Annotated in this window: 24 protein-coding genes; 7 read left to right on the top strand and 17 right to left on the bottom strand. The window is 64.3% G+C overall.

Going from position 1 to position 25215, the window contains the following annotated elements; genetic code table 11:
* The first annotated feature begins 152 nt into the window (after nucleotides 1–152).
* The 3 genes from FJ954_RS20945 to FJ954_RS20955 are packed head-to-tail and all read left to right on the top strand — an operon-like array spanning nucleotide 153 to nucleotide 3331.
* The gene (locus FJ954_RS20945) at nucleotides 153–1193 is read left to right on the top strand and encodes a class II aldolase/adducin family protein (RefSeq protein WP_015315476.1); all 1041 of its coding nucleotides are present in this window, start codon (nucleotides 153–155) and stop codon (nucleotides 1191–1193) included.
* 15 nt (nucleotides 1194–1208) lie between these two features.
* A complete protein-coding gene (locus FJ954_RS20950) occupies nucleotides 1209–2483 on the top strand; it encodes an FGGY-family carbohydrate kinase (RefSeq protein ID WP_140662897.1) in 1275 nt (424 codons plus the stop codon).
* The gene (locus FJ954_RS20955) at nucleotides 2480–3331 is read left to right on the top strand and encodes a TIGR01459 family HAD-type hydrolase (RefSeq protein WP_015315474.1); all 852 of its coding nucleotides are present in this window, start codon (nucleotides 2480–2482) and stop codon (nucleotides 3329–3331) included. The genes FJ954_RS20950 and FJ954_RS20955 overlap by 4 nt, the downstream gene beginning before the upstream one ends.
* On the opposite strand, the gene FJ954_RS20960 is transcribed toward FJ954_RS20955, so the two are convergent.
* On the bottom strand, nucleotides 3318–4337 hold the full coding sequence (locus tag FJ954_RS20960) for a sugar-binding transcriptional regulator (protein ID WP_051041246.1): 1020 nt from the start codon (nucleotides 4335–4337) through the stop codon (nucleotides 3318–3320). The genes FJ954_RS20955 and FJ954_RS20960 overlap by 14 nt on opposite strands.
* 172 nt (nucleotides 4338–4509) lie before the next feature.
* Here FJ954_RS20960 and FJ954_RS20965 point away from each other — a divergent pair, with 172 nt between their 5' ends.
* Nucleotides 4510–5310 carry a hypothetical protein gene (locus FJ954_RS20965; RefSeq protein WP_140662899.1) on the top strand — a complete coding sequence of 267 codons (801 nt, stop codon included), beginning with the start codon at nucleotides 4510–4512 and terminating at the stop codon, nucleotides 5308–5310.
* A 22-nt stretch (nucleotides 5311–5332) separates the two neighbouring features.
* On the opposite strand, the gene ptsP is transcribed toward FJ954_RS20965, so the two are convergent.
* From ptsP to FJ954_RS20990, 5 genes are read right to left on the bottom strand one after another with little or no spacing between them, the layout of a single operon-like run.
* Entirely contained in the window at nucleotides 5333–7318 is a 1986-nt protein-coding gene (gene ptsP / locus FJ954_RS20970; protein ID WP_140662901.1) for a phosphoenolpyruvate--protein phosphotransferase, read from the bottom strand.
* A 56-nt stretch (nucleotides 7319–7374) separates the two neighbouring features.
* Complete coding sequence (locus tag FJ954_RS20975; RefSeq protein ID WP_140662903.1) at nucleotides 7375–7755, bottom strand: PTS glucitol/sorbitol transporter subunit IIA; 381 nt, start codon at nucleotides 7753–7755, stop codon at nucleotides 7375–7377.
* Nucleotides 7756–7781: 26 nt separating this feature from the next.
* Entirely contained in the window at nucleotides 7782–8780 is a 999-nt protein-coding gene (locus tag FJ954_RS20980; RefSeq protein ID WP_015315469.1) for a PTS glucitol/sorbitol transporter subunit IIB, read from the bottom strand.
* A 16-nt stretch (nucleotides 8781–8796) separates the two neighbouring features.
* Complete coding sequence (locus FJ954_RS20985) at nucleotides 8797–9564, bottom strand: PTS glucitol/sorbitol transporter subunit IIC (RefSeq protein WP_140616781.1); 768 nt, start codon at nucleotides 9562–9564, stop codon at nucleotides 8797–8799.
* Between the two features lie 53 nt (nucleotides 9565–9617).
* Nucleotides 9618–10055, bottom strand: coding sequence for a transcriptional regulator GutM (locus tag FJ954_RS20990; RefSeq protein WP_140662905.1), 438 nt, complete (start codon nucleotides 10053–10055; stop codon nucleotides 9618–9620).
* Between the two features lie 191 nt (nucleotides 10056–10246).
* Here FJ954_RS20990 and FJ954_RS20995 point away from each other — a divergent pair, with 191 nt between their 5' ends.
* The gene (locus tag FJ954_RS20995) at nucleotides 10247–10888 is read left to right on the top strand and encodes a hypothetical protein (protein WP_140616780.1); all 642 of its coding nucleotides are present in this window, start codon (nucleotides 10247–10249) and stop codon (nucleotides 10886–10888) included.
* A 108-nt stretch (nucleotides 10889–10996) separates the two neighbouring features.
* On the top strand, nucleotides 10997–11671 hold the full coding sequence (locus FJ954_RS21000) for an HAD family phosphatase (protein ID WP_140616779.1): 675 nt from the start codon (nucleotides 10997–10999) through the stop codon (nucleotides 11669–11671).
* Between the two features lie 10 nt (nucleotides 11672–11681).
* On the opposite strand, the gene FJ954_RS21005 is transcribed toward FJ954_RS21000, so the two are convergent.
* The 6 genes from FJ954_RS21005 to FJ954_RS21030 all read right to left on the bottom strand — a co-directional run bounded on the left by FJ954_RS21005 (nucleotide 11682) and on the right by FJ954_RS21030 (nucleotide 18692).
* The gene (locus FJ954_RS21005) at nucleotides 11682–12815 is read right to left on the bottom strand and encodes a DUF930 domain-containing protein (protein WP_140662906.1); all 1134 of its coding nucleotides are present in this window, start codon (nucleotides 12813–12815) and stop codon (nucleotides 11682–11684) included.
* 109 nt (nucleotides 12816–12924) lie between these two features.
* Nucleotides 12925–13680, bottom strand: coding sequence for a 5'/3'-nucleotidase SurE (locus FJ954_RS21010; RefSeq protein WP_140662908.1), 756 nt, complete (start codon nucleotides 13678–13680; stop codon nucleotides 12925–12927).
* Nucleotides 13677–14843: an MBL fold metallo-hydrolase gene (locus tag FJ954_RS21015; protein WP_140663022.1), complete on the bottom strand. Its 1167-nt coding sequence runs from the start codon at nucleotides 14841–14843 to the stop codon at nucleotides 13677–13679. The genes FJ954_RS21010 and FJ954_RS21015 overlap by 4 nt, the downstream gene beginning before the upstream one ends.
* Complete coding sequence (locus FJ954_RS21020; protein WP_140662909.1) at nucleotides 14843–15922, bottom strand: ABC transporter ATP-binding protein; 1080 nt, start codon at nucleotides 15920–15922, stop codon at nucleotides 14843–14845. Before FJ954_RS21020 ends, FJ954_RS21015 begins: the two co-directional genes overlap by 1 nt.
* Nucleotides 15910–17613 carry an iron ABC transporter permease gene (locus tag FJ954_RS21025; RefSeq protein ID WP_140662911.1) on the bottom strand — a complete coding sequence of 568 codons (1704 nt, stop codon included), beginning with the start codon at nucleotides 17611–17613 and terminating at the stop codon, nucleotides 15910–15912. Before FJ954_RS21025 ends, FJ954_RS21020 begins: the two co-directional genes overlap by 13 nt.
* 92 nt (nucleotides 17614–17705) lie before the next feature.
* Nucleotides 17706–18692: an ABC transporter substrate-binding protein gene (locus FJ954_RS21030; protein ID WP_015315459.1), complete on the bottom strand. Its 987-nt coding sequence runs from the start codon at nucleotides 18690–18692 to the stop codon at nucleotides 17706–17708.
* 260 nt (nucleotides 18693–18952) lie between these two features.
* Between FJ954_RS21030 and FJ954_RS21035 the strand changes: the two genes are divergently transcribed.
* Nucleotides 18953–19924, top strand: coding sequence for a sugar-binding domain-containing protein (locus tag FJ954_RS21035; RefSeq protein WP_140662913.1), 972 nt, complete (start codon nucleotides 18953–18955; stop codon nucleotides 19922–19924).
* Nucleotides 19925–19935: 11 nt separating this feature from the next.
* Here the strand turns inward: FJ954_RS21035 and FJ954_RS21040 are convergent, their stop codons facing one another.
* From FJ954_RS21040 to FJ954_RS21060, 5 genes are all read right to left on the bottom strand, one after another.
* A complete protein-coding gene (locus FJ954_RS21040) occupies nucleotides 19936–20304 on the bottom strand; it encodes a hypothetical protein (protein WP_015315457.1) in 369 nt (122 codons plus the stop codon).
* A gap of 110 nt (nucleotides 20305–20414) precedes the next feature.
* On the bottom strand, nucleotides 20415–21818 hold the full coding sequence (locus tag FJ954_RS21045) for a pyruvate dehydrogenase complex dihydrolipoamide acetyltransferase (protein WP_140662915.1): 1404 nt from the start codon (nucleotides 21816–21818) through the stop codon (nucleotides 20415–20417).
* A gap of 3 nt (nucleotides 21819–21821) precedes the next feature.
* Nucleotides 21822–22820: an alpha-ketoacid dehydrogenase subunit beta gene (locus FJ954_RS21050; RefSeq protein WP_015315455.1), complete on the bottom strand. Its 999-nt coding sequence runs from the start codon at nucleotides 22818–22820 to the stop codon at nucleotides 21822–21824.
* Nucleotides 22820–23848, bottom strand: a complete 1029-nt coding sequence (locus tag FJ954_RS21055; protein WP_140616772.1) for a thiamine pyrophosphate-dependent dehydrogenase E1 component subunit alpha — start codon at nucleotides 23846–23848, stop codon at nucleotides 22820–22822. The genes FJ954_RS21050 and FJ954_RS21055 overlap by 1 nt, the downstream gene beginning before the upstream one ends.
* Before the next feature lie 2 nt (nucleotides 23849–23850).
* On the bottom strand, nucleotides 23851–25179 hold the full coding sequence (locus FJ954_RS21060; RefSeq protein WP_140662917.1) for an NAD(P)H-dependent oxidoreductase: 1329 nt from the start codon (nucleotides 25177–25179) through the stop codon (nucleotides 23851–23853).
* Nucleotides 25180–25215 lie beyond the last annotated feature (36 nt).

A 25215-nucleotide genomic window follows, 5' to 3' on the forward strand; every position in this document is an offset into this window, starting at 1 on the left:
GCAATTGGTGCAACTTACTCAACATTAGTTGGATTGCAAGCCGCTTTTGACGATAGTAGATCACTATTGACGCAGATCACTCACATCTGCGATACCAACGCCAACACCGGTCCCGACGACGGGATTTTGTGCAAGCGTTGGAGAAAAGGGCCATGGCAACCCAAGCTGATGCACAGGAACTGGCCGCCTTGCGGGCGCTTTCGGCCAGCATCGGGCTGAACCCGCACATGACGCAGGCGGCGGGCGGCAACACCTCGCTGAAGGCCGGCGACACGCTGTGGATCAAGGCCTCGGGCACCTGGCTGAAGGACGCGCTCAGCGACGACATTATGGTGCCGGTGGCGATGGCGCCGCTGCTGGAGGCCGTCGACCGGCGCGACCCGGCCGCCGACAAGCCACAGGCTTTCGCCATCGAAGACCTCAATCCGCGTGGCCTGCGTCCGTCGATCGAGACCACGGTGCATGCCTTGATGCCGCAACGCGTGGTTCTGCACGTCCACTGCGTCGACACGATTTCGCTGGCCGTGCAAGCCGATGGCGAGGCCGAGGTCGCCAAGCGGCTGGGCGGCATCGAATGGGCCTGGGTGCCCTATTTCCGGCCGGGCTTGCCGCTCGCCCGTGGCATTGCCGAGAGATTGCGACCCGGCGTCGACGTACTGATCCTTGGCAATCACGGACTGGTGGTCGCCGCGGAAACCGTCCCCGACGCACAGGCCTTGCTGCACCGCGTCCGGTCGCTGCTGGCGCGGCCGGCGCGCGCGACCGCCGCACCCGACATCGCCGCCCTGACGACGCTAGCCGGCGACTACCGGTTACCGGCGGATATCGAAGCGCATGCTGTCGCGATCGATGCGGAAAGCCTGCACATGGCCGAGGCCGGCAGCCTCTATCCGGACCATGTCATATTCCTTGGCCAGGGCTCGGTCCTGGCGAGGCCGGGCGAGGACGTGGCCGGCGTCGTCGCGCGGCTCGGCGCGGCGCCACCGGCGATCCTGTTTCCCGGCGCCGGCGTGCTGATGCGCGGCGACGCCAGCGCCGGTGCCGACGCCATGCAGCGTTGCCTGGCCGACGTGACCGCGCGCGTCGATGGCAAGGCGCGGCTGAACTATCTCACGGCCGCCGAGAATGACGAACTGGTCAACTGGGACGCCGAGCAGTATCGCCAGAAGCTCAACGCCGCCGGCACGGCCTGACAAGGAACGGACGACATGACGCCACTTGTCGTCGGCATCGACATCGGCACCTCCGGCGCCCGCGCGGTCGCCATGCGCCAGGATTTTTCCATTGCCGCCCAATCCGCCGTGCCTCTCGACAGGTTCGGCCCGAACCCCCGCGATCCCCGCACATGGTGGCAAGCGGTCCAGGCGGCGCTGGCCGGGCTGCTTTCAAGCATAGACCGTGCCACGGTCCGCGCCATCGCCGTCGACGGCACATCGGGCACGCTGCTGCCGGTCGACACTGATGGGCGGCCCCTGGCCGAGCCGCTGATGTACAACGACAAGGTCGATGACGGAGACATCCTGGCCATCGTCGCCCGCGAGGCGCCGGAAACGAGCGCCGCCCACGGGCCGACTTCAGGCCTCGCCAAGGCGCTCCGATTCCAGCGTCTGCCCGGCATGGCGGCCGTGCTCCACCAGGCCGACTGGATCGCCGGCAACCTGTCCGGACGCTTCGACGTCAGCGACGAGAACAATGCGCTCAAGACCGGCTATGACGTCGAGGCTCGCCGCTGGCCGGATTGGATCGCGGCCACCGGCATGCGCATGAATTTACTGCCTGATGTCGTCGAGCCGGGCGAGGTCAGCGGCACGCTTACCACGGCCGCCGCCGCGCTTTTCGGCTTGCCGCGCGATGTGGTTGTGGTTGCCGGCACCACGGACGGCTGCGCCTCATTCCTGGCGACGGGCGCTACGGCAGCCGGCGACGGCGTCACCGCATTGGGTTCCTCGCTGACCATCAAGATCCTGTCCGACCGGCCGATCTCGGCGCCGCGCTTCGGCATCTACAGCCATCGTCTTGGCGACACCTGGCTGGCCGGCGGCGCATCGAATTCCGGTGGCAAGGTGCTGGCGCGGCATTTTCCGCTCGCGCGGATCATCGAGCTCAGCACCATGATCGACCCCGCGACCGAGACCGGCCTCGACTATTATCCGCTCGCCACATCGGGCGAACGCTTCCCGATCGCCGATCCGGCGCTCCCCCCGCGCCTCGTCCCGCGCCCGGCGGATGATGCCGACTATCTCAAGGCGATGTTCGAAGGCATGGCCGCGATCGAAGCGCTCGGCTATCGCCGGCTTGGCGAGCTCGGCGCGCCGGCGCTGACTTCGGTGCGCAGCGTCGGCGGCGGCGCGGCAAATCCGGCGTGGAGCGCGATCCGGCAGCGTAAGCTCGGCGTTGCGTTCTTGCCGGCTTTGTCGGACGAGGCCGCTGCCGGAGCGGCGCGCCTGGCGTTGAAGGGTGCGAACGAGGCGGGGCTGCTATGAGCGGGAAACTGGCTGAACGCCTCGACGGCATCGGACCGCTGGAGGAGCGCTACCAGGTCTTCCTGGTCGACCAGTTCGGCGTGCTGCATGACGGCTCGGCCCCCTATCCCGGTGCGGTGGTGGCCTTGGCGGCACTGAAGCGCGCCGGAAAGACCGTGGTGCTGGTCTCCAACTCCGGCAGGCGCGCCAAGCCCAACGAAGACCGTTTGCTGAGGCTCGGCTTCGAGCCCGGAAGCTGGGATCATTTCGTTTCCTCCGGCGAGGTGGCGTGGCGATCCTTCCACGAAATGGCGGCGACCGGAGCGTTGCGCCCCGGCACGAACTGCCTGTTGATCAGCCGCGATAATGACCGCACAGCGATCGAGGGCCTGCCTTTTGTATTGACCGGAACCGGCGATACCGCCAACCTGGTACTGATCGCGGCCAGCGAGGGCGACCGCTACGACCTCGAGCATTATCGCCGCTTGCTGGCCCCGGCGGCGGCGCGAAAAGTGCCATGCTTCTGCACCAATCCCGACAAGATCATGCTGACGGCGGTCGGGCCCCGCTTCGGCGCCGGCGAGATCGCCGATCTTTACGAGAGCCTGGGCGGCAGCGTCACCCGCATCGGCAAGCCCGGCCCGGCGATCTTCGAAGCGGCGCTCGCGCTCGCCGGCGAACCAAAGCGCGGCAGCGTGGTCTGCGTCGGCGACAGCGTCGAACACGATATTGCAGGCGGCAATGGCGTCGGCATCGCGACGGCACTGGTGATGGGTGGGATATTGGCCGACACGCCTGACCTCGCCGCTGTCTTCGATGAGCATAAGGCCTGGCCGGACTATACGATGGGGTCCTTCAGCTTTCGCTGACCGCCGCCAGAATCCGCCTTGCACTCTCCTCGTCGGTGATCAGGATTGTGGGCGCAATCAGGTTCATTGCGCCGAGCAGGGCGTCGGTCTTCTCCGCGCCGCCGGAGGTCAGAATGCGGATTGGCGCCTTGCGCAGCCGGTCGACATCCACCGACATCACATGGTTGTTGACGGGATGATCGACCAGATCGCCATTGCGGTCGTAGAAGTGGAACAGGAGGTCCCCGACGGCGCCGCGCGCCAGCAGCGCCTCCCGGTCCGCTTCCCTGAGGAAGCCGCCGCGCGAGAAGGTGGTGGCCGAAGCGATCCCGCCGACACTCAGCAGAACGGCGTCGAGCGCGTCGGCCATTTCAAAAACCTCCTGCAGGCCGCAGCGTTCGATCAGCGCGATCTTGGTCTCGACGCTGTCGACGACGGCTGGCGTCGGCATCAGATAGCCGTCGCCCTGGAAGATCTGGGCGAAGCGCCAGGCGAACTCGGCCGGGTTGACCCGGCGCGCGACGCCGACGCCGCCAAGCAGCGAAATCACCTTGAAATCGGTCAGCGATTTGGCGCTGATGAACGGCAAGGTGTGGAACAGCGTATTGCCCCAGCCGACACCGACCTGCATGCCGGATTTCATAGCGTCGGACAGGAACATGCCGGTCTTGGCGGCTATTGCCGGGATCGGATCGGCACTGGCCGCTGTCAGCGGCGCCACCAGCGCCTGCTGGAGGCCGAAGGTCTTTTCCAGCGCGCGCTCCAGCCGCACGATCTCTAGAAGCTCGCTCTCGATGGTGATCTTGACCTCGTTGCGCGACCGCGCCTCCGCCAGCATGCGCACGATGGTGACGCGGCCGACGCCGAGCACATCGGCGATCTCGTTCTGCGTCATCTGCTCGACGAAATACATCCAGGCGGCGCGGATCCTGAGGCGGTCCGTGCGGCTCTCGCTGACGATCTGCTCGGTCGCTTCCGCTCCTGCCCGCCTTTCGTCGGTCCGCCTTTCCTCGGGCCGTCTTTCCACGATTTGTCGTCCCCTGGCCAATCATCCCTCCCCCGCGGCGGACGAGTGCGCCGTCGCCGATTCTGCATGCTGGTCTAGTATCGCCTATTGATCTACCAATCGATAGGAACAATGTAGAGTCGGTGGTGCCCGTCGCAGGTGGCGCCGCACGGCACATTCGAGGCTAACCGCGATGCTCCGACAAATCTCCGAAGATGTCCGCGTCAACCTCAAGGACCGGCTGCGGGAAGTCCGCGACATCATCCGCCAGAGCCGCCATGACGGCGCCAGCGAGGCCAGCCTGCTGCGCGAAGCAACCAGCCATCTGCCGCCATTTCCGGGCAAAGGCATCGAAGGCCTGCTCAGCCACGCCGCGAGTGCCGTCGACGAAGCGCTGTCGATCGCCGAATCCTTCGTCCCGCACGAGCGCCCGATAAGAGTGGACGGAACGACCGTAAAAGGCCTCGCCACCTATTTCCCGGCCGGTGACGAAGACCAGCAATTGAGCGCCGAGCGCCTGTTCCGGCGCGACATGTACTATCTGACCAAGGCAGTGCTTGCCGGGCTGAAGATCGACCACGTCCGTATCCATGAAGCCGGGTTCGCCGCCGTCCACGCGGCCATGCGCAAGCGCCATGGCGAATTGTTGGCTGCGCTGGCCGCGCCGGGTGCCGGACTGCAGGCCATCGCGGCCATCTGCGCGGCACTGCTGGTCGAGTTGCTCAACCAGCGTCCGGTCCGCTTTGGCGAAGCCGCGCCGGAAGCGAGCGCTGCTGGCGGCCAGGCGCTCGACATAAGCTGCCTGGCGCCGGTCGTCCTGGCCTGCGGCCTGGCGACCACCGGTCGTGACGGCGCGCCGGAGCCCGACATGCTGGAAATCGCGATTCTGGCGGCCGACATACGTCATGAGCGCATTGCCCAAGCCTGCGCCAAGGCGAGCCCGGTCGATGAATTGGCACCTGTGTTCGCCACCTTGCTTGCGCATCTGCCGTAAGCTCCAGCGGCGATTGCGGGAACTACTCCCCGGCTGCCATCGCCGTGATCGTCTTCTTGACGCGCTGGATCGAGGCCGGGCTCATCGACAGCTCGGTCAGGCCCATCTCCAGGAAGGCCGGAATGAGATCCGGCCGGCCCGCCGCTTCGCCGCACATGCCTACCATGATGCCGGCGGCGACGCCGGCCTTGGCCGTCAGCTCGATCGCCGACATGACCGCCGGATTGGTGACGTCGTTGAGCTTCGCAACGGTCGGGTTGAGCCGATCGGCCGCCATGATGTACTGGGTCAGGTCGTTGGTGCCGATCGAGAAGAAAGCCACTTCCTTGGCCAGTGCCGGGGCGATCAGCACGGCGGCCGGGGTTTCGATCATCACGCCGAGATCGAACGTCGCATGCGGCACGCCTTCGGCCTTGAGTTCGGCGGCGCATTCGGCGACAAGAACGCGCGTCTGCCGCACCTCGCCAACATCGGAGACCATCGGCAGCATCACCTTGATGTTGCCGTGCACGGCGGCCCTCAGCAGCGCCCTGAGCTGGCGCTTGAAGATATCGGGCCGGTCGAGGCACATGCGGATGCCGCGCCACCCGAGGAAGGGGTTCTCCTCGTCGGGGAACTCGATGCCGGCAATCGGCTTGTCGCCGCCGATGTCGAGCGTGCGCACGATGACCGGATAGGGTGCGAAGGCCTTGGCCAGCGCCGCATAGGTCTCGGCCTGCATGTCCTCCGACGGAAGGTGCATATGGCGCATGAACAGGAGCTCGGTGCGGAACAGGCCGACACCCATGGCGCCGGCCTCTTGCGCTGCCTCGATCTCTTCCAGCGAGCCGATATTGGCCGCGACCTCGATGACCCTGCCGTCCGCCAGCTTCGGCGTCACCGTCTTGAAAGCCGCCAGGCCGGCACGCTCCTTCGCCGCCGCTTGGACACGACCGGCGAAATCGGCGCGCGTCGCCGCGTCGGGGTCGATGATCACCTGGCCGCTGTTGCCGTCGAGCGCCACCTCTTGCGCCGTGCGCAAGAGGTGGATCCGGTCGCCAAGGCCGAGCACCGCCGGAATGCCATGCGAGCGGGCGATGATGGCGATGTGCGAGGTGGCGCCGCCATGGCCGCACACCACGCCGCCGATGCGTTTCAGCGGCGCCCGCGCCAGATCCCAGGCGCCGATATCGTCGGCGATCAGGATCGCACCTTGCGGGATGTTTTCGAGACTGACGTCGTCCTGGCCAAGCAGCACCAGGCTGATCTGCCGTCCGACCGCATGGACATCGTCCGCCCGCGCATTGAGATAATGATCGTCGACGGCGCTGAAATCGGCGGCGATGGTGGAGGCGGCGGTGATCGTGGCCGAGACCGCGTCGTTGCCGCCCTTGATTGCCTTCTCGGCCTCGCCGGTCAGGCTGTCGTCGGCGGCGATATCTCTCAGTGCCGCGACGATGCCGCGGTCACCGGCCGACAGACCATCCTGTGCCAAAGCCCGGTCCATGCGGGCCTGGACGGCGGCGACGGCGGCGCGAAACCTGTCGATCTCGCCGGCGATCTCATCGGCCTGCAGCATGCGGCCCTGCCCGGCGATGTCGGGCGGGAAATGTGCAAAAGCCGGCCCGATGGCGACGCCCTCGCTTGCGGCGACACCGCGCAAACCACTGCTTGCTTCGCCTGATGCGGCCGGCGCGGACCGGGGCGCTGCCGCAGGCGCCGCTTCCTTGCCCTGGTCATTGGCTGGAGCGTGGGAGTCTTCATCGTCGAGACCCGCCTTTGGGTTCTCGAGATAGCCGATCAGAGCCTCGATCGCCTCGATGGCGTCGGCGCCGTTCGCCCGCACAGTGACTTCCTGGTTTTCCTTGACCGCCAGCAGCATCAGCTTGACCGAGCTCTTGGCACTGACCGCCTTGCCGTCCTTGACCAGTTCGACGTCGGATTCGAAAGCCTTGGCGAGCTTGACGAAGCGCGTGGCGGGACGGGCGTGCAAACCTTCATGCACTCTGACGATGGTCGAGCGTTCCATGGCAAATACTCTGCTTTTTTGGGCGCCAAAGCCAGACTGGCTGGGCGCGAATGCTTTCAGGCGGCGATGGTGATGATCGCGCCTGTCTTCAGCGCAGCCACGAGGGCTTGCGTATCGACCTGCGATGCGCAGATCTCGCCCGGCCTTTCGGCCTCGCTGGCGCCGTTGAACGAGATGACGACGTGGCCCATCTCGAGCACCTTGCTCCAGGCGCTGGAGCCGACGGCGGTTATGACAGCCGAAACCGGGCCAAGGGTGATCGACGCGCCCTTTTCAGGCGCGCCGTCGCTAGGTCCGATCTCGGCCTTGTGGAGCACCGAGACCTCGGCAAGCTCCGGTGGCGAGCCATCCGCGAACAGGATGACCACGCCGCCCTCGGCGAGGTCCGCCACTTCGGGTCCTATTGCCGTGACCCGTGTCTTGAGAAGAACCGACATATGGCGAACCTCGTTATTTCTGGTGTTTAGAACACGATCAGGGAGACGACCCAGGCGATCAGCACCGAGACCGGACCCATGATCTGGCGGCTGATGAGCACCGCCGGCACGCCGATTTCGATGGTTTTCGGCTTGGCTTCACCCAGTGCGAGGCCGACGGGAACGAAGTCGCAGCCCACCTGGGTGTTGTAGGCAAACAGAGCCGGCAGCGCCATCGCCGGAGAGATCGTGCCGTTGGCAATCTGCGGGCCGATGATGGCGACGCCGATAACCTGCGCGATGACAGCGCCTGGGCCCAGGATGGGCGACAGGAACGGCAGGCCGCAAATGGCCGAGATGATCAGCAGGCCGACGATATTGTTGGCCAGCGGACCCATCGGCTGCGCCAGCACGTCACCGACGCCGGTATACAGGATCAGACCGATGAGCATGGTCACGAAGGCCATGAACGGCAGCACGTTGCGGATGACCTGGTCGATGGTGCGGCGGCCGGCATTGAAGAAGATGCCGACGACACGACCCATGACGCGGCCGATCGTGCTGATGAAACCGATCAGGCCACCCTCGCTGGGCAGCGCCGTCGGCGTCGCTGTGTTGTTGGTCGAACCCATCGATGCTGCTCCCCCTGCAGTCGTGACCGCCTCGGACCCGTCCGCCATTGTGACGTCGGCCGGCTTGACGCCCGAAACATAGATATCCTCGGTGATAAACTGGGCGAGCGGCCCGGACTGTCCGACCGGCGTCAGGTTGACGGTCGGGATACGCTTGCGCGGATAGACGCCGCATCGTGCGGTGCCGCCGCAGTCGACGACGACAACCGCCATTTCGCTTTCGATCGGCGGCGCCTTGAAGCCGTCGACGGCTTCAGCGCCGGTCATATCGGCGATGAGCTGCGCCACCGGATGAATGCCACCACCGGTGACGGAAACAACCTTGCTGCGCTGTTCGGTCGGCTCGATCACAAGCGGACCGCCCCACCCTGTTTTGCCCCGGGTGATCCGTACGGCTTTGTATGTCTTGGCCATGATGTCCTCCCCGCCCTTACAGCTCGACGCCCTGGCGGCGTGCCATGATGGCGGTGATGCGCTCGGTCAGCATGCCCTTGAGCAGGATGACGACGAGGCCGACGATGGCGTACCAGATGGCAACCTTGACATGGTAGCCGGCGGCGATGACGCCGCGCTTCTCGAGATCGAGCAAGGCCACGAGCATGCCTCCCCAGACGAAATATTCGCCAGGGTTGATGTGCGGAAAGAGGCCGAGCGGCGGATGCACGTAGGACACGGCCGCGTCATAGAAGGCCGGCTTGTGCTTTTCTTCCAGGAACGAGCCGAAGGTGTAAGCCATCGGGTTGGTGAGGAAGAACACCGCCAGCAGCGGCAGCACGGTGTAGCGGGTCAGCGCGATGCGGCCAGCGCCACGCGCCAGACCGTGGACCCGCTCTTCGCCGACCAGTTCGGTGACGGCGTAAAAGGCGGTCATCAGCACCACAAGCGTCGGGATGATGCCGGTGACAAAGCCGGCGAAAACCTCGCCGCCCTTCTGGAAAATGCCGATGAAGTACTTGCCGATGGCAGTCAGCCAGCCAAGCTGCTCTTCCTGCTGCACGTTTTTCAGCTGCTCCTTCAGCTGATCGGCGGTGACCGGCCCGCTGTCGGTCTGCGCCTGCGCCAGGACCACGAGATGATCGGAAGCATGCTCGACGGCGAGCTTGCCATGCAATGCAGCATCCGAGACCATGGCACCCGCGACATGCAAATTGTGCACGGCCATGTCGGCATGCTGCGCCAACAACGAAAATACAGACATTTCTCCTCCTTATGCCGGCCCGCCGGTTGATCCCAGTCGGCGCACGGCCTCCTCTATGCCCTTGCTACATTCAAGCCGGCCAAACCCGGCTTCTTCCCCGGCTCCGACCGTGCTTTGTCGATCTGTTCGATCGCCCGCTTCACGGCCTCGGCCACACCGGGTTCCCCCTCCCCCATGATCGCAGGGTTGGACCGGAGTCGATCGAGGGGAACGCCCTCGAATTCTTCATGTCGCTTGAATTTGGTGAACACGGAACGGCCGCTCATCACCATCATTCGGCGCACGATCAAGTCGGGCGTAACCACGACCAGCGCGATCGTTCCCTTGGCAAATCGGCCGCGAAAATTGCCGGCTCCGACGAAGCCGTCCTTGTACTGGTTGGTGACGCCCCGGAAGACATCCGAATAGTGCCGCATCTGCAGCCAGACGCCGAGCGACTGCAACGCCCACACAATAACCAGCAGAAGCAGTCCCCACTGCCAAATCGCCATTCGGTTCTCCTCCCGAAGCCTCAGTCGAGGCGCACCTTGGACCGGCGCGCGACAACAGCAAAGTGAGAACATTTGTTTCCGCGAATGTCAATATGTATGATATTGACCTCAACCACGGTCATCCACAGGGCCGCCGCGCGATTACGGCGGGGGCACGATTGTGCTAACCTGGGGGAAACGGGATACAGGAAATGGAACTGCCCTTCAGGGATGAACTGGCCCTCATGCCCGACCTGCGCCACCGGCTGCGGCAGTTGCGCTGGTTCCGCGCCACCTTCCGCGGCAGCGCCAAGGTGGTCTCGGACACATTCGGCGTACGCTTCGAAATCGACGAGGCGAAGCTGACCCGGGCTTTTCTCGACTGGGTCGAGGTCATGGAAGCGCAGAAGCGCTTTGCCGCGATCGACCGCGCCGATTTCATCGTCTTTGCCGCCGGCCTCGTGCTGCGCGAACTGATAAAACAGGCGCCGGCAAGGGAAATCTCCGGCCTCACCCAGCTCATCGAAACGGATCAGAATGCCGGCACGCTGGACATCATCCGTTTCTGGCCGGAAGGCTTTCTCTACACCAACTACTGTGTCTCGGTGATTTCGGCGATCTACGAGCAGGAGTTTGGCTCGGCGCCCAGTATCGACAAATGCGCCGACGACCTGCGCACCTGGTGGTCCTATCGCGAGAACGTCACCGAAATGCCGGCCTATGCCGTGGCTTTCCTCGACCGCTTCCTGGGGGCGGAACCGAACTGGATCACGCCCGATCGCGCACAGTCGCGGCAGGCCATGCAGCGGGCGCTGGGGTCCTCCCGCGCCAGCGACGTCTTGCGCCAGCTTTGAATTGGCCTCTATTACCCCCTATCCACGAGGCCGAGCGCGCCCGCTATTGAACATTTGACTTTTTGTCGATAGCGATGTGCGAATTCTGACAGAGGCCGGGAGAAACGCGTGGCGCCGTCAAGACTGATCATTTTCGATTGCGACGGCGTTCTCGTCGACAGCGAGCCACTGGCCGCCAAGGCCTATGAACGTGTCTACGATAAGCATGGCATGCCGGGCGTTCACGGCGGCATCATCGCCCAGTGCGTCGGCATGAAACAGGCCGACATCATCGTCAGGATCAAGGAGTTGACCGGCCATCAGTTTCCCGCGTCGGCCGACGGCGATATCTGGGCCGAGACCAAGGTGCTTTTCACCGAAGAGTTGAAGCCAACGCCTGGAATAGGCTCGTTTCTGGAAACGCTTGCCGGCGACCGCTGCGTTGCCTCCTCGTCCTCCATCGAGCGTATAAACCACAGCCTGGCGGTGACCGGATTGGCACGCTTCTTCGGCGATGCGATCTACAGTTCCTCGATGGTCAAGAACGGCAAGCCGGCGCCGGACATCTTCCTTTTCGCGGCTGCCAGGATGGGCGCCAAACCAGCCGACTGCATCGTCATCGAGGATTCGCCTTTCGGCATCCAGGGCGCGGTCGCCGCCGGCATGACGGCGATCGGCTATACCGGCGGCGGTCATACTTATGCCGAGCATGCCGCACGGCTGACGGCGGCCGGTGCCGATCTCGTCTGCGCCGACTGGCATGAAGTTAGCCGGCAATTGGCTGGACTTGGTGTGCCAGCCTAAGTGGCAGAGACTAAAGAGGATGGTTTGGCGGCCATTCGCTGCGTGGAATCTCGGAGCCGACACGGAAGCCGAACGACAGGACCCTGGTCGCATCGGTATCCACCTCGCATCGGAAGCTCAGTTGGTACCATGTGGTTGTCGTGCTGAAGGCCGCTTCGGGGCGGTCGAGAACATTGCCGGCTTTCAGCGGAATCGTCGGCAGCCATTTGGGAGAATAGTCGGCACCCTGCAGCTCCTGGTCCAGCACGTTGGCGCAAAGGGTCGCAACGCGCTGACTGCGAGGTACGCCGCTCATGGAACTCGTGGCCAACGCGTCGCCGGTAGCGCCCTGCGAGTAGAGTTTCCGAACCCCCGGAAGACCGGAATACATTGGTGATCCAGCACCTGCGTCGTTCGTGGAATTTGAGGCGGTGGCTTTTCCGGCCCGGGACTTCAGGGCTTTTTCAGACTTGAACTTCATCGTCTTGACGACTTTGGCCTTGGGCTTTTCGGTCGCGGCCCCGGTCTTGGCGTCGCTCTCGGCTGGCGACGGCTTTGGCTCTACGGCTGCTTGCTGATCGGAAGCTTTTGGCGCAGCCTGCTGTTTATCAGCGTCTTCCGTGACCTGCTTTTCCTCGCTCGGCGTGGGCTTGGCGACGGTCGGCTCGGTTGGCGGATTCTCATCGGCTTTGCTCGCATCCGGCCGCTGCTCCGCGTTTGCCGTCGCTGCAGGCTTGTTCTCGGCGGACTTGGGCACGACCGGAGGCTTCGAGGCCTCATCCTTTGCAGGCGACGGCGCATTGTCCTTGGCCGCCCCCCCATCCAGGGATTTCTTCGGTCCGGTATCTTTGTCGCCATACTGAAAAACGCGCTTCAAAGCGGTGTCATCAGGTTGTTTGCGCGGCTGTTCGGGTGGCTTTTCAACCTTCTGCTCTGGGGGCTTCTCAGCCTTCGGTTCCGGCGGTTTCTCGGCTTTGAGCGGCTGCGGTTTTGGCTTGTCGGGCGGAGGCAAGAGCGCGACGCTTATCGGTTGCTCCTGCTGGGGCTCTTGTGAGGCTTTTGACAGGCCGTAGATGAAGAACGATGCGACAAGCGCATGCAGGACCAGCGATGCGGCCAAGGCCCACAGCAGATTCCGGCGCCATTCGCGTGTCTCATCCTTCATCTCTTCCGATGTGGAATGAAATAGCGGCGGCTTTAAGCATAAGCACCGGATTGACGCCATTTAGCCGCTGACAGCTTGGTGATCTGGAGGATGCCGCGCAGGAGATCGGCTAGCTTTGCCGCCAGCGTGGGATTCCGTCCAGAAATCCGTCGTCCAGCCGCGTTTCCCCAAACCAGTTCAGCCGGTTGATGCTGACGAAACCCGCATCGATAGCAGCGTTTTCATCCCCCAGTTCGCTTGCATGGGCTCGGCCACGCGGCACCGTGATGATCGTACGATCCCCGGCGCTTTCCACCACCTCGGCCGTGCGGCCAATCTTGTCGCGGCCGATGCGCGGCTGGCGAATTTCGGCCGGCAGCGCGGTCGGCAGGTTGACGCTCAGCCAATGGCCCTCTGTCGCCCACTCGGCGCGCGATTGCCAGAGCGAGGCGAGCAGCTTGCCAAGCCATTCGTCGTCGGCAACGCCGAAGTCAGGATTTTTCACGCGCGAAAAGCCGATCGCCGGTACGCCCCAGAAACTCGCTTCGCGGGCAATACCCAGCGTGCCGGAATAGGCGATATCCTCGGCGACGTTGCGGCCGTCATTGATGCCCGACAATACGAGGTCAGGCTTCGGTTCATCAGCGAATAGCCACGTCATGGCGCTCACCACGCAATCGGCTGGCGTGCCCGAGCACGAATACCAGTTCGGCTTGACGCGCCGCATCGTCAGCGGCCTGGCGATGGTCAGCGACGAGCCGGCGGCGGTGCGCTTGCCGTCCGGCGCGACCACCCAGACATCGTCGCTCAACCCGAGGGCGGCATTGACCAGACGGGCAAGACCCGGCGCTTCGATGCCGTCATCGTTGCAGATCAGGATTCTCATGATGCGCTTCCTTGCCCCACCGTGATGCGTTGCCCCGTACGGCATTGCGTGAGCAAGGACGGAATATGGCTTTTCAACTCGCCAAGAAGATCGGGCGCGCAGGAATGGCCCAGCGCCCTGGGGCGTCCCGCCTTCTCCCAGATGCCGACATTGCCCGACAGTGTCGGGTGGGTGGGCATGCGTATCCAGTCCGCCCGGCCGGCCTTGTGCATGAGATCGGCCGGAGAGCCCAAAGGCAGATGCCCGGTGAGCAACACCGGAAACCCGGCATCGTCGGCGCGAGGCAAAAGGCGCGACGACGGGCCAGCCTCGCCCATGCCGTCATCGGCCAGCAATGGCAGTAATGGCAGCGGGTCGGCATCGCTCCAGTCGGCCGCGTTCCGCAGGCGGGCAAGCAAAAGCTCGGAAATGCCCGGCAACAGGGACGCGGTCGCGCCGATCTGCGCTTCCAGCGACGAACGCATGCCGGCATGGACGGCGAACGGCCCCGGCAAGGCCGCGATCAGTTCCAGCGATCGGCCAGACAGCGGCGTCGGCAAGAGGCATCCCTGCGGATGCCGCGCCACCCATTCGGAAATTTCCTGCGCCCGGGCAGCCCCCGGCATGGGATCCGCCCCGTAGGAGGCATCGAGGACCAGGAGATCGCAATGCGGGATCGTGTCCATGACGAACACATTGCTGTCAGGCACCACATCGGCCGAATAGGCGATGCGGCTTGTCCCGTCGTCGACGGCGAACCAGACCCCGCCGACGACATGACCTGAACGTCCCGTGCTGACTACGAAATTGCCGCTTGTCAGTGTGTCGCCTGGTTCGAAGAGTTCGATGCGGTTTTCAGGCAAGGGAAATCGCCTGAAATCCTCCGGCTCGGCATAGGCGGCAAGCGTGGCCGGCGCCTCGGCACGGGTCTCGGCCGTCATGAAGATCGGGCCGCTATAGCCCCGCGACAACAGCCAGCTCAGCGCGCCGACATGATCCTCATGGGCATGCGAAACAAAAACAGCATCGATGTCGTCGCTCGACCCGTTGAGCGCTGGATAGTATTCCGCCCCGGAAGCGCCGACCTTGATGCCGACATCGAGCAGGATGCGATCGTCGCCGCTGTTGACGGCGAGGCTGGTGCGGCCCTTTTCTCCGAAGCCGCCGGCAAGGTCCAGTATCATCACGAGGCTGTCCCCGCCGCCGGGATCAGCCAGCCGGATTTTATGCGCAGGCGCGCTTGCGCCCCGTTCTCCAGCACAACCGGATCGGGTTGCTCGAAATGCAAGGTGAGGTCGGGACCAGCGGTCGGCGCGAATTCAATCCGCGCCGCTCCGCCCTGGTAGATCGCCCGCTTGACGAGACCATCGAAGCCCGAGGCATCGGCCGAAAGCTCGATATCGGCGGAGCGGCAGCAGATCTTGGCGCCGGCGCGCGGCCGCTCGCCAGGCCGGCAACGGACCACCAGCTCGGTTCCGAGAACCCGGACCTTGCAATGGCCGTTGTCCTCGCTGGCCAACACGTCCGCCGGAAGCAGAATGCCTTGCGAAATGAAGGAGGCCACCATTTCATTTGCCGGCTTATGATAGAGTTCACGCGGAGTGGCGAGCTGCGCCAAGCGTCCATGGTCCATCACCGCGATGCGGTCGGCCAGCGCCATCGCCTCGGCCTGGTCATGGGTTATGTAGACGATGGTCGTGCCGGTGCGCTTGTGGAAGGCGGCGAACTCGTCCTCCATCGAGGCCCTGAGATGGACGTCGAGATTGGCGAGTGGCTCGTCGAACAGCACCAGCGAAGGTGTCGCCACCAGGCACCGCGCCAAGGCCACCCGCTGGCGCTGGCCGCCGGAAAGATTGGCGGGCCGGCGCTCGCCCAGACCCTGAAGATTGACAAGGGCAAGCGCGTCTTCCACTTTTTGGCGCGCAACCGCCTTGTCGAGCTTGGCCACCTTCAGCGCATAGCCGATATTCTCGGCGACGCTCATATGCGGCCACAGCGCGTAATTCTGGAAGACGATGCCGACGCGCCGCTTTTCCGGCGCGACGCTGCCGCCGCTGTTCGACACGACATCGCTGCCGATGCGGATTTCGCCCGAGGTCACCTTTTCGAAACCGGCGACCAGCCGCAGCAATGTCGTCTTGCCACAGCCGGAGGGGCCGAGCACCGCCAGAAATTCGCCGTCAGCGACATCGATCGAAACGTCCTTGACCGCATCGAACTCGGCGAAGCTCTTGGTCACATGGTCCAGGGTCAATCGCGCCATGGCAGAACTCCGCTCGGAAGATGAGGGGCAAGCAGGTTGGTCACCAGCATCAGCACGAAGGTGACCGCGACCGTGATGACCGACATCGCCGCCGCGTAGTTGGAATCGCCGCCCTGCTCGAAGGAAAACATGACAACGCCGATGGTCTCCGAGCCCGACGACCACAGCAGCGCCGAGACGGTGAGTTCGCTGAGGGCCGTCATGAAGATCAGCAGGCCGCCGGCGATCGCCGCCGGCGCGACCAGCGGAAAGACGATGGTGCGCATGCGCGTGAACAGGCCGGCGCCCGCAACTTGTGCGGCTTCTTCGAGTGCCCGATCGATCTGGTGATAGCCGCTGATGGTCGGCCGCAAGGCCAGCACTAGGAAGCGGGCGAGATAGGCATAGAGGATGATCCAGACGGTGTTGTAGAGCTGGACGCCGGTCAGCGGGATGGGGCGCAGGAACAAGAGCAGCGAGGCGATCGCCAGCACCACGCCGGGCAAGGCATACGGCAGTTCGACTGAAAGATTGAGCAGCCGCACCCAGCGCTGCTTGCCCCAAGCGATGAGATAGCCGATCGGCACGGCGACGAGGACCGCGAAGAAAGCGGCAGCGATCGACAGCCAGAAACTGTTGAAGAAGGCGCGGCTGGCGGCATCATGCTCGAACAGCACGAAACGGTAATTGTCGAGCGTCGCCGTCTTGGCGGTGAGCGCGATGCCGTAGCCCGGCACCAGCGACGTCAGCACCAGCCCGAACAGCGGCAGGACCAGCACCAGCACGATGAGCAGCCACATGCCGGCCTGGACGACCGGCCGCCAGCGGCCCAGTTCATAAGGTTGGGCCGGCAGCGATGTCGAGGAGATGCGGTAGTCGCGGCGGCGGCTCATCACCTCCTGGGCAAGGATGCCGGCCATGGCGATGATGCCGATCAGCACCGACAGGAACGCGGTCTCGCCGAGTACCGCCGGGCCCCCGCCGGCCAGCTTCTGATAGATGAGCGTCGGCAGCACCAGGTAGTTGGCGGGGATGCCGAGAAAGGCCGGAATGCCGAAATTGCCGACGCAGGAGACGAAGGCAAGCGCGGCCGCCGCCATGATCGACGGCGTCATCAAGGGCAGCACGATGGTGATCAGCACGGTGAACCAATTCGCACCGCCGGCGCGCGCCGCCTCGACCAGTTCGCGCGGCAGCTTGCGCAGGCCTGCACGCACCAGCAGGAAGACCAGCGGCCCGTATTGGACGCCAAGCAGCAGGATGATGCCCGAGGTCGAGTAGAGCGGGTTTTTCGTGCCGAGCGGCGGCGCCGCTCCGAAAAGCTTGAGGAATGGGCTGGCAGGGCCGAACAGTTGCAGCCAGGCCAGCGCCGTCACCTGCGGCGCGATCATCAGCGGCATGACGTAGCAGAGCACCAGGGCGCTTCGGCCGCGTATGTCGGTCAGCGAGACAAGCACGGCCACCAGCGTTCCCGACAGCACCGCCAGAAGAGTGCCGCCGATGCCGACGACCAGTGTATGCCATGTCGCGATCCAGGTTGCCGGGCTTCTCAGCCCGGCCTCCACGGCCACCGTCGACAAGACACCGCCGGGTGCCACGATCTCCTTGACGAGGCGCAGCATGGGCAGCAGCGAAAGCAGGACGATGACGACGGCCACCACCGCCGTCAGGACCATTTCCTGGCCCCGGCTCTCCCTGATACGTGTCGGCATGATTGCGTTTCCTGGGATCGGTCAGCGGGGCGGCCGGGCTCACCGGAACTGACGAGATGCCGTCGAGACGGCATCTCGCGGGGATCGACGGCTCAGCCGCCGAACAGGTCCTGGAACTTCGCCTTGTCGGCGTCGGTCTCGGCGACGATCGCCTTGGTGTCGAACGGCATCACCTTGACCTTGACGCCTTCCGGCAGCCAGTCGGGACGACCGACCGAGGCGCGTGCCGGCAGGTAACCCATCGACAGCGCCAGCTTCTGGCCTTCATCGGACAGAATGAAGTCGACGAATTTTTTCGCACCGTCGACGTTCTTGGCGGTCTTCATGATGGCCACCGGTTCGGTCACGGCGGGCACGCCCTCCGAGGGGAACACGAATTCGACAGGCGAACCCTTCTTCTTGGCGTTCATCGCCATGAAATCGACGAGGATGCCATAGGGCTTCTCGCCCGACGCCACCGACTTCAGCACCGCGCCATTGCCGCGGACGCTGACGGTGTTGTTGGTCTTCAGCTTCTGGAAGAAATCCCAGCCATAATTGCTGTCGCCGGCGAAGCCCGAAAGCAGGTAGGCGGCGGCACCGGAATAGAGCGGGCTCGGCATGACCAGGCCATCGGCATAGGCCGGCTTGGCGAGGTCCGCCCAATGCTGCGGCTTTTCGGCGGCAGCGGTGTTGTAGACGATGCCGGTAGTGATCAGCTTGCTGCCGAAATAAGTCTTGTCGGCGTCATAGGCATCCGCCTCGATGCCGTCGAGCTTGGCCTCGGGATAGGCCAGCAGCCGGTCGTCCTTCTTCAGCAGTTCCATCGACACCGCGTCGGCGATCAGCAGCACGTCGGGCTGCGGGCTGCCTGCGGCGAACTCGGCCGCCATCTTGGTCAGGATGTCGCTGGTTCCGGAGCGATAGATGGTGACGTCGATGCCGGGCTGTGCCTTCTTGAAGGCATCCACGGTCTTGGCTGCGTCTGCCTCGGGCTGGGATGTGTAGAGCGTCAGTGTTTCGGCATTTGCCACGCCGGCAAACAAAGTTGCCGCGAGCGCCAGCTGGCTGGCCAGCAGCTGGATGAATAGCGTCTTCATGAGACCTCCTGTCTTGTCTGTGCATGACCGGTCTGGCCCCTGGCCAGCACCCCGTCTCTTCCTCCCTGCACGGCGCATATGACTGGTGGATGACACAGCGCGTGAAACCAACAAAATATGTTCATATGTACGATGTCAATTACAAATGATCACAGCTGTGCGATAATCGGCCTGCCGCGAACCCGGCATCCGATTGACGTAAGAGCGGCCTTGCCCGGATGAGGACAACCGTCGGCCATGACACATGAGGGACGACATCCATGCCCACGCAAAAGCCCGCACCGGCTCGCCTGCCGATGGTCTCGTCGGACCTCAGCGTCAAGACGGCATGGCTCTATTATGTCGAGGGCTTCACGCAGGAGCAGATCGCCGAAAAGCTCGATGTCTCCAGGGTGAAGGTCATGCGTACGCTGGCCGCCTGTACCGCCGAGGGCATCGTCGTTACCATGATCAACGCGCCGACAGCCGAACAGGTGGCGCTTGAGCGGGAACTGGAAAAACGCTGGGGCCTCAACGCCGCCGTCGTCATCCCGACACCTTCGGTTCACGACCATCTGGAGAAGGCCATCGGCCACGCCGTGGCGGCCTATCTCGGCGAGCAGATGCAGGATAGCATGACGCTGGCGATCGGCGGTGGCGCCACGCTGCACGCCAGCCTGGGTTTCCTCGCCCGCCGGCACTTGAAGCGCGCCTCGGTGGTGGCGCTTGTCGGCAGCCTGCCGCATTCGCAATGGATCAACCCGTCGATCGTGGCCGCCAAGGTCGCCGATGTGTTCGAGGTGGACAGCTATCAGATCACGGCGCCGGTGATGGTGGACGACCCCTCGCTGCGCGATCTCCTGTGGGCGCAGCCGACGCTGCAGGATGTGCGCCGGCGCGCCGCGGCGGCCGACATCGCATTGCTCACCGTCGGCGACATGTCGCCCGATGCCACCATCTTCCGGCATGGCATCGTGCCGTCATCGCTGATTACACCCTTGAAGGCAAAAGGCGCGGTCGCCAACATGCTATGCTATTTCGTCGATGCCGCCGGCAGGCTCGTCGATCACGAAGTCAACCGGCGCGTCATGGCGATCGACCTCGATGTTGTCGCCCATGTGCCGAATGTCGTGCTGGCCGCCGGCGGAAAGCGCAAGGTGGCGGCAATCCTCGCCGCGCTCAAGGCTGTCAACACCAATGTGCTGATCACCGACAGCGACACCGCTATGGCGCTGCTAGCCAAGGCCGGCTGAGATGCCTGGGTTTAAATCAACCCGCGCTCGCGCAAAAAATCCTCGACGCCGACATGGGTCATGGATTCGAATTCGGCGATCGCTTCGGCCACGCGTCTGCGCTGCCCCGCCAGCAGGGTGAACACCTGCTTCATCTCGCCCGAAACGCCAAAACGGCTCCAGCGCTCGGCGATATGCGCGGGCAGGCCGATATCACTGCAGAACGCATCGAGGCTGTCATAACCGAGGCTGACGACAAGCTGCCTTGTCTCTTCCGCCGACATGCGTGGCTCGAAAGCATGATCGTGCAGGCGCTGCGCCACCAGCTTGATGTCGGAAGGCGACGCGCCCATGACCCTGCCGAACAAGGTTTTGACGTCAGACGGGTCGAATGCAGGCATGTTGGCCTCCCTTGGTCGCGATCACCAGAGAACATGGGTCAAGGTTCGGAGCCTGACAAGTCGTTTCATCATAAGCCGGCGCATCATTGGCGCCGGCTTACTGCAGGAGCCTAGACCAGCATGCCCATCGGATTCTCGATCAGCTTCTTGAAGGCGACCAGCAGTTCGGCCCCCAGCGCGCCGTCAACCGCACGATGGTCGGTCGACAGCGTCACCGACATCACGGTCGCTATTCTGATCTCATCATTCTTGACCACCGCCCGCTCCTCGCCCGCGCCGACCGCCAGGATCGTCGCATGCGGCGGGTTGATGACGGCGGCAAAGTCCTTGATGCCGAACATGCCGAGATTGGAGACGGCGGTCGTGCCGCCTTGATATTCTTCCGGCTTCAGCTTGCGGCTGCGGGCGCGGCTGGCCAGGTCCTTCATCTCGTTAGAGATGACCGACAGCGTCTTTTCATCGGCATGCCGGATGATCGGCGTGATCAGGCCACCGGGGATCGAAACGGCGACGCCGACATCGGCATGCCTGTGCTTGACCATGGCGCTCTCGGTCCATGAGGCATTGGCATCCGGCACCGCCTTCAAGGCCATCGCCATCGCCTTGATGACCATGTCGTTGACCGACAGCTTGTAGACGGGCGCCTCACCCTTGTCGGTCTTTTTCACCGGTGCCGCGGCATTGAGCTGAGTGCGTAAAGCCAGCAGCGCGTCGAGTTCGCAGTCGAGCGTCAGATAGAAATGCGGGATGGTGGTTTTTGCTTCGACCAGGCGCCGCGCGATGGTCTTGCGCATATTGTCGTGCGGGACGAGTTCGTAGGAGCCTTCCTCGAACAGTTTCAGCACGTCCCCTTCTCCCTTGAGGGGAGGGTGGCCGGCCGAAGGCCGGTCGGGTGGGGTCGCTTCGACGGGGCTCGGCGCAAAAGCGGTGCCTCCTGAGGCGACCCCCTCCGTCCGCTTCGCGGACACCCCCCTCTCGGGGAGGGAGGAGAGTACCGCATCGATATCCGCCTTTACGACGCGGCCATGTGGGCCTGTCCCTGATATGCCGGAGAGATTCAGTCCTGCTTCACGAGCCAATCGACGCGCCAAGGGTGTAGCGCGGGTTTTCCCCTCCCCCTCGAGGGGAGGGTGGCCGGCCAAGGGCCGGTCGGGTGGGGTCGGTTCGACCGGACTCAGCGCGAGGGCGGTGCCTTCTGAGGCAACCCCCTCTGTCGACTTCGTCGACATCTCCCCCTCAAGGGGTGAGATTGGCGCCTTGTCCTTATAAGCCTCGCCGTCAGCATAAATCCAAGCCACCGCCGATCCGACCGCGATATCGACTCCTTCCTTGCCGGTCACGTCGCGCAACACACCGCTGGCCGGAGCGTCGATCTCCATCGCGGCCTTGTCGGTCTCGATCTCGAACAGCACGTCGCCCTTCTTGACCGTGGCGCCTTCCTCGGCGAACCAGCGCGAAATCTGTCCGGTCGCCATATCCATGTCGACCTTGGGAAGAATGACTTCGGTCGGCATGGATCAGCGAACCCCTTTGACGAGGTCGCGCGCGGCGGTGACGATGTCTGGAACCTGCGGCACCGTCGCTTTTTCCAGCTCCGGATTGTAGGGGATCGGCGTTTCCGCACCGCCCAGCCGCACGATCGGCGCATCGAGATAGTCGAACGCCTCGCTTTCGGCGATCATGGCGCTGACCTCGGCGCCGATGCCCAGCGTCTTGACCGCTTCATAGACGCATATCAGCCGCGAGGTCTTCTTGACGCTGTCGATAACGGTCTGCTTGTCCATCGGCCGGATGGTCCGGAGGTCCACGACTTCGACGTCGATGCCTTCGGCCTCCAGCGCGGCAGCGGCGTCGAGCGCCTTCTGCACCATGATCGAGGTGGCGACGATGGTGAGATCACGGCCCTCGCGGCGGATATCTGCCTTGCCGATCGGCACGGTGTAATAGCCTTCGGGCACCGGGCCCTTCATCTTGTAGAGTAGCTTGTGCTCGAAGATCATCACCGGATCGGGATCGGCGACCGCAGCCAGAAGCATGCCCTTGGCATCATGGGGCGTCGCCGGCTGGATAACCTTCAGGCCCGGCACGTGGCCAAGCCAAGCTTCCAGGCTCTGGCTGTGCTGCGCGGCGGCACCGGTACCGGAGCCGGCGGGAAAGCGCATCACGACGGGCACCGAAACCTCGCCGCCCAGCATGAAGCGCATCTTGGCAGCCTGGTTGACGATCTGCTCCATCGCCAGCGTGGCGAAATCGGAGAACTGGAATTCGAAGATCGGCCGCATGCCGGTCAGCGCGGCGCCGACAGCGACCCCCGCACCGCCCAGTTCGGAAATCGGCGTGTCCAGCACCCGGTCCGCGCCGTAACGATCGACGAGGTCGCCGGTCACCTGGAAGGCGCCGCCATAGACGCCGATGTCCTCGCCCATCAGGAAGACGCGCTCGTCCATGTCCATGGCGATCGCCATGGCTTCCTGGATCGCCTGGGCGTAGCTCAGTTCACGCACCATCGCGTCCATCACGCCTGCTCCGTATACACGTAATTGCCGGTCTCGCTGACGTCAGGCGACGGGCTCGCCTTGGCGAACTCGATGCCGTCGGCGATCTCCCGCGCCACCACCTCGCGGATGGCTTCGATGCCCTTGTCGTCGATGAATCCGAATTCCCGCAATTCGTTCTCGAACAGCGTGATCGGATCGCGGTTCGACATCCAGTCCTCTATTTCTTCCTTGGTCCGGTAGCGGTTGCGGTCGCTCTTGGAATGGCCGCGATGGCGATAGGTCTTGGACTCGATCAGCGTCGGCCCCTCACCCGCCCGTGCCCGCTCGACCGCCTTGTACGAAGCCTCGGCGACCTCGGAGAAGATGTTGCCGTTGACGATGACGCCCGGCATCGAATAGGCGGCGGCGCGGTCGGCGATGTTCTTGACCGCGGTGGACCGGGCAGTCGACGTCGACATGCCGTAGCCATTGTTCTCGCAGACGAAAATAACGGGCAGTTTCCAGACCGCCGCCATGTTGAGCGCCTCGTGGAAGGCGCCTTCATTGTTGGCTCCGTCGCCGAAGAAGGAGACGACAACCTTGCCGGTCTTCATCATCTTGGCGGAGAGCGCGGCGCCGACGGCGATCGGAATGCCGCCGCCGACAATGCCATTGGCGCCGAGATTTCCCTTGGCGACATCGGCGATGTGCATCGAACCGCCGCGGCCCTTGCAATAGCCGGTGGTCTTGCCGAAGAATTCCGCGAACATGCGCTTCACCTCGGCGCCCTTGGCGATGCAGTGGCCGTGGCCGCGATGGGTCGAGGTGATCTGGTCGTCCTCGCCAAGCGGCATGCAGATGCCCATGGCGCTCGCCTCCTGGCCGATCGACAGATGCATGGTGCCGTGGATGAGGCCGCGCGTGTAGCTTTCTTCCGCGCCCTCCTCGAAGCGGCGGATCAGGTACATCTTGTAGAGCACCTGCTTCAGCTGCTCGGCGCTGTACTGGCGATAGACGAAGGGCAGGTTGGCGCGGCTGTCCGCGACGGCTTTGCTGGCTCCGGCCATGGTTACGCCTCCACGGTTCCGTAGACGAGCTTGTCCTGACGGGCGCGCAGTTCGGCGATCTTGGAGCCCGCTGCCGGGGCGGCATTGGCGTAGGTGATGAGCTCACCCTTCTTGATCGGCGCCGTAACCGACCCGCCCTGCAGCAGGCCGCAGGGAATGGCCCTCGCGGCATGCGCTTCCGGTGCAGTCATGATCCAGGCGCGGTAGCAATATTCGCCGATCGCATCGAGCTTCTCGCCGGGCTGCATGTCCTTCTTGGCGACGGCGGCCACTTCGGCTACCGGCTTGGCCAGCGGCACCATGTCGGCCTTGCCGTAGAGCACGACGCGGGCGCAGGTCAGCGGCACTTCGAGCGAGGTCAGGTGATAGGGACGATGGAACGTGAAGTACGGGCCCTTGCCCATCTTCAAATCTTCCATGCGCTCCGAAATGCGCGGATGCGACATGTCGGCGACGACGAAGACACCGGGCGCGACACCCTTGCCGATCGAATAGTCGACGACGCCGACCCTCGACAGCACGCCGCCATCCTTCTGCGGCACCAGCACCTTGTTCAATTCGCCGAGCGTCGCGGCCGGGCCATGCATGCCGGCCTTGTCGGGCACCAGCCCGGTGGCGTTGGCGATCGCCGCCATCTCGACCATGGTCTTGGAGCCGTCGACGAACTCCACCAGCATGCGGACATTCATGTGCCGGCGCATGGCCTCCTCCTCATAGGCGGGCGGCGTGGCATCGATGTTGAGCGGATTGTTCTTGCCCTTGCCGGCGGCGACGATCGGGTGGCCCATCGCCGAGACGAATTCGATCAGTTCCATGCAGGAGGACGGCTCGTCGCCGGCGCCGAGCGAATAGGTGACGCCGAGCCGGTCGGCCTCGCTCTTGAGATAGGCGCCGATGGTGACGTCGGCCTCGACATTCATCATCACCAGATGCTTGCCGTGCTCCATGGCGCGCAAGCCGATTTCGGCGCCGACGGCGGGAACGCCGGTGGCATCGATGACGACGTCGATAAGATCGTTGTTGATGACCAGGCTGGCGTCGTTTGTCACCGCCACCTTGCCGGCTTCCATGGCGGCCGTCATTGCCGAGGCGTTCGATACCTCGCGCGCATGGCCGGTTTCCTGGAAGGCGATATCCACCGCCTTGCTGGCGGCGGGCAGGTTCAGCTCGGAGATCGCGCCGATCTCTATGCCCGACATATGGGCGACGCGGGTGACGATGTCGGTTCCCATTTCGCCCGAGCCGATCAGCCCGATCCGGATCGGCTTGCCCGATTTGCCGCGTTCCTCGAGATCGCGGGCAAGGCCCGTCAACGAAACATTGGACGCCATACCGCTCATTCCTCCCATAATGCAGGCTTGTTCAAT

Origin of the sequence: Mesorhizobium sp. B2-3-15 (genome assembly GCF_006442875.1) — a bacterium.
Classification (GTDB): Bacteria; Pseudomonadota; Alphaproteobacteria; order Rhizobiales; family Rhizobiaceae; genus Mesorhizobium; species Mesorhizobium australicum.

Excerpts from the sequence above, each read along its gene's own strand:
- FJ954_RS20945 (WP_015315476.1), top strand. The coding sequence starts at position 153 with ATGGCAACCCAAGCTGATGCACAGGAACTGGCCGCCTTGCGGGCGCTT.
- FJ954_RS20950 (WP_140662897.1), top strand. The coding sequence starts at position 1,209 with ATGACGCCACTTGTCGTCGGCATCGACATCGGCACCTCCGGCGCCCGC.
- FJ954_RS20955 (WP_015315474.1), top strand. The coding sequence starts at position 2,480 with ATGAGCGGGAAACTGGCTGAACGCCTCGACGGCATCGGACCGCTGGAG.
- FJ954_RS20965 (WP_140662899.1), top strand. The coding sequence starts at position 4,510 with ATGCTCCGACAAATCTCCGAAGATGTCCGCGTCAACCTCAAGGACCGG.
- ptsP (WP_140662901.1), bottom strand. The coding sequence starts at position 7,318 with ATGGAACGCTCGACCATCGTCAGAGTGCATGAAGGTTTGCACGCCCGT.
- FJ954_RS20975 (WP_140662903.1), bottom strand. The coding sequence starts at position 7,755 with ATGTCGGTTCTTCTCAAGACACGGGTCACGGCAATAGGACCCGAAGTG.
- FJ954_RS20980 (WP_015315469.1), bottom strand. The coding sequence starts at position 8,780 with ATGGCCAAGACATACAAAGCCGTACGGATCACCCGGGGCAAAACAGGG.
- FJ954_RS20985 (WP_140616781.1), bottom strand. The coding sequence starts at position 9,564 with ATGTCTGTATTTTCGTTGTTGGCGCAGCATGCCGACATGGCCGTGCAC.
- FJ954_RS20990 (WP_140662905.1), bottom strand. The coding sequence starts at position 10,055 with ATGGCGATTTGGCAGTGGGGACTGCTTCTGCTGGTTATTGTGTGGGCG.
- FJ954_RS20995 (WP_140616780.1), top strand. The coding sequence starts at position 10,247 with ATGGAACTGCCCTTCAGGGATGAACTGGCCCTCATGCCCGACCTGCGC.
- FJ954_RS21005 (WP_140662906.1), bottom strand. The coding sequence starts at position 12,815 with ATGAAGGATGAGACACGCGAATGGCGCCGGAATCTGCTGTGGGCCTTG.
- FJ954_RS21010 (WP_140662908.1), bottom strand. The coding sequence starts at position 13,680 with ATGAGAATCCTGATCTGCAACGATGACGGCATCGAAGCGCCGGGTCTT.
- FJ954_RS21015 (WP_140663022.1), bottom strand. The coding sequence starts at position 14,843 with ATGATACTGGACCTTGCCGGCGGCTTCGGAGAAAAGGGCCGCACCAGC.
- FJ954_RS21020 (WP_140662909.1), bottom strand. The coding sequence starts at position 15,922 with ATGGCGCGATTGACCCTGGACCATGTGACCAAGAGCTTCGCCGAGTTC.
- FJ954_RS21025 (WP_140662911.1), bottom strand. The coding sequence starts at position 17,613 with ATGCCGACACGTATCAGGGAGAGCCGGGGCCAGGAAATGGTCCTGACG.
- FJ954_RS21030 (WP_015315459.1), bottom strand. The coding sequence starts at position 18,692 with ATGAAGACGCTATTCATCCAGCTGCTGGCCAGCCAGCTGGCGCTCGCG.
- FJ954_RS21035 (WP_140662913.1), top strand. The coding sequence starts at position 18,953 with ATGCCCACGCAAAAGCCCGCACCGGCTCGCCTGCCGATGGTCTCGTCG.
- FJ954_RS21040 (WP_015315457.1), bottom strand. The coding sequence starts at position 20,304 with ATGCCTGCATTCGACCCGTCTGACGTCAAAACCTTGTTCGGCAGGGTC.
- FJ954_RS21045 (WP_140662915.1), bottom strand. The coding sequence starts at position 21,818 with ATGCCGACCGAAGTCATTCTTCCCAAGGTCGACATGGATATGGCGACC.
- FJ954_RS21050 (WP_015315455.1), bottom strand. The coding sequence starts at position 22,820 with ATGGACGCGATGGTGCGTGAACTGAGCTACGCCCAGGCGATCCAGGAA.
- FJ954_RS21055 (WP_140616772.1), bottom strand. The coding sequence starts at position 23,848 with ATGGCCGGAGCCAGCAAAGCCGTCGCGGACAGCCGCGCCAACCTGCCC.
- FJ954_RS21060 (WP_140662917.1), bottom strand. The coding sequence starts at position 25,179 with ATGGCGTCCAATGTTTCGTTGACGGGCCTTGCCCGCGATCTCGAGGAA.